A 1,728-nucleotide genomic window follows, 5' to 3' on the forward strand; every position below is an offset into this window, starting at 1 on the left:
CGTAAGCGCGAATTTCGGTGCGCCTTTTGAGGCGCAGCGCTCTGAGGCATGAAGTGTCCACCAAAATAGGTGGACACCAAATCATGGATGAAGATGCTCCTAAACTGCAGGTGCGGCTTGTTGGTCGCGACGGCCGCCGTCGATATGACCCTGCCTCCCGAGATCAGCTTGTCGCAGCGTGTTTAGAGCCCGGCGTTTCGGTCTCGCGTCTAGCTCTGGAGCACGGCGTCAACGCCAATCTCGTTCGCAAGTGGGTGAAGAGAGCCAGAGAGGATCGTGGTTTACCTGTGGTCTCGGCGTTCGTTCCGGTTCAGATAGCTGCGGATATGCACTCGTCTTCTGCCAGCGGTCCACTGACGAAGGCGGAGCCGGCCGGCAAACGATCTCATGCATCCAAGCTGAGCGCGGTGCTGCCGAACGGGGTCAGCCTGACGGTGGAATGCAGCGATGTCGATGGCTTGGCGGCGATCATAGGAGCGTTGGGTCATGTTCAGACTGGGCGCTGATCTCAAGGTCTACCTCCATCGGAAGCCCATCGACTTCCGTGCGGGCATCAACAGCCTTGCGGTTCTGGTGCAAGAGGTGATGGAGCTGGATCCCTTTGCTCCATCGGTGTTTGCCTTTTGCAATCGCCGTCACGACCGGATGAAGCTTCTGTTCTTTGATCGGTCCGGTTTTGTGATGGTGCTGAAGAAATTGACGGAAGACAGGTTCCGTTGGCCCCGCCGCGAGGTGCCGGTCGTTGTGCTGACGACAGAACAGCTTCACTGGATTCTCGACGGCATCGATATCGATGCGATGATCCGCCATCCCGTACGGCAGTATCAGATCGCCGGCTGAGGATGGCGAATTGCGATTGACGCGCAGGGACGGTTCAGATTCAAGAATCTGATGACTCGCACCGGCGAACCGAGCATTGCAGAACTGATGGCGCAATTGGCAGCCCATGCTGCCGAAATCGCTGCGCTCAAAGCCGAGAAGGAAGCGCTCTCGCAGCGGGTCGTCAAGCTTGAAGAAGAACTGGCACTGGCAAAGCTCCATCGCTTTGCACCCCGCAGCGAAAAGCACATTGATCGTCTCTTCAACGAGGCCGAAGAGGTTGCTGTCGAGCATGACAGCGAGGTAGGTGATGTTGTCGAGCTTCCGGACACCGGCCTGCCAGCGGTAGAAGGTCACACGGGAAAGAAGCGTGGACGCAGGCCTCTGCCGGAGGACCTGCCGCGCGAGCGTGTTGAATACGACCTTGCCGACGATCAGAAGGCTTGTCCTTGCTGCAACAGCCAAATGCATCGTATGGGCGAGGCTGTTACCGAACAGCTCCATATCGAGGTCAAGGCAAAGGTCCTGCAGAATGTGCGGTTCAAGTACGCTTGCCGCCACTGCGACCGCACCGGGATCAACACGCCTGTCATAATCGCGCCTATGCCGACGCAGCCCCTGCCGGGCAGTATCGCAACCGCCTCGACACTGGCCTTCGCCCTCGTTCACAAATACGTCGATGGCACGCCGCTTTACCGCGTGGCTCAGACATTCGAGCGGGCCGGTGTTCCGATCAGCCGCGGCGCTCTCGCTCACTGGGTGATCGGCTCAAGCGAGAAGCATCTGCACCGCATCTATGATGCCCTGAAACTGCGGTTGCGATCGCAGCCTCTCATTCATGGCGATGAGACGACGGTCCAAGTCCTCAAGGAAAAGGACAAGGAAGCCACCAGCACGTCGTACATGTGG

3 protein-coding genes are annotated in these 1,728 nt (G+C 58.6%); all 3 read left to right on the plus strand.

Going from position 1 to position 1,728, the window contains the following annotated elements; all coding sequences use genetic code 11:
- Window positions 1-83 precede the first annotated feature (83 nt).
- Window positions 84-506: a transposase gene (locus FHX09_RS29325; protein WP_183723131.1), complete on the plus strand. Its 423-nt coding sequence runs from the start codon at window positions 84-86 to the stop codon at window positions 504-506.
- Window positions 487-840: an IS66 family insertion sequence element accessory protein TnpB gene (gene tnpB, locus FHX09_RS29330; protein ID WP_183723129.1), complete on the plus strand. Its 354-nt coding sequence runs from the start codon at window positions 487-489 to the stop codon at window positions 838-840. Before FHX09_RS29325 ends, tnpB begins: the two co-directional genes overlap by 20 nt.
- Window positions 841-891: 51 nt before the next feature.
- Window positions 892-1,728 (plus strand): transposase (locus tag FHX09_RS29335; protein ID WP_184451120.1); only part of this gene is annotated, 837 nt, incomplete at its 3' end.

Source organism: Rhizobium sp. BK538 (genome assembly GCF_014197575.1).
Classification (GTDB): domain Bacteria; phylum Pseudomonadota; class Alphaproteobacteria; order Rhizobiales; family Rhizobiaceae; genus Rhizobium.

Coding starts and splice junctions, on each gene's coding strand:
- tnpB (WP_183723129.1), top strand. CDS start 487: ATGTTCAGACTGGGCGCTGATCTCAAGGTCTACCTCCATCGGAAGCCC.
- FHX09_RS29325 (WP_183723131.1), top strand. CDS start 84: ATGGATGAAGATGCTCCTAAACTGCAGGTGCGGCTTGTTGGTCGCGAC.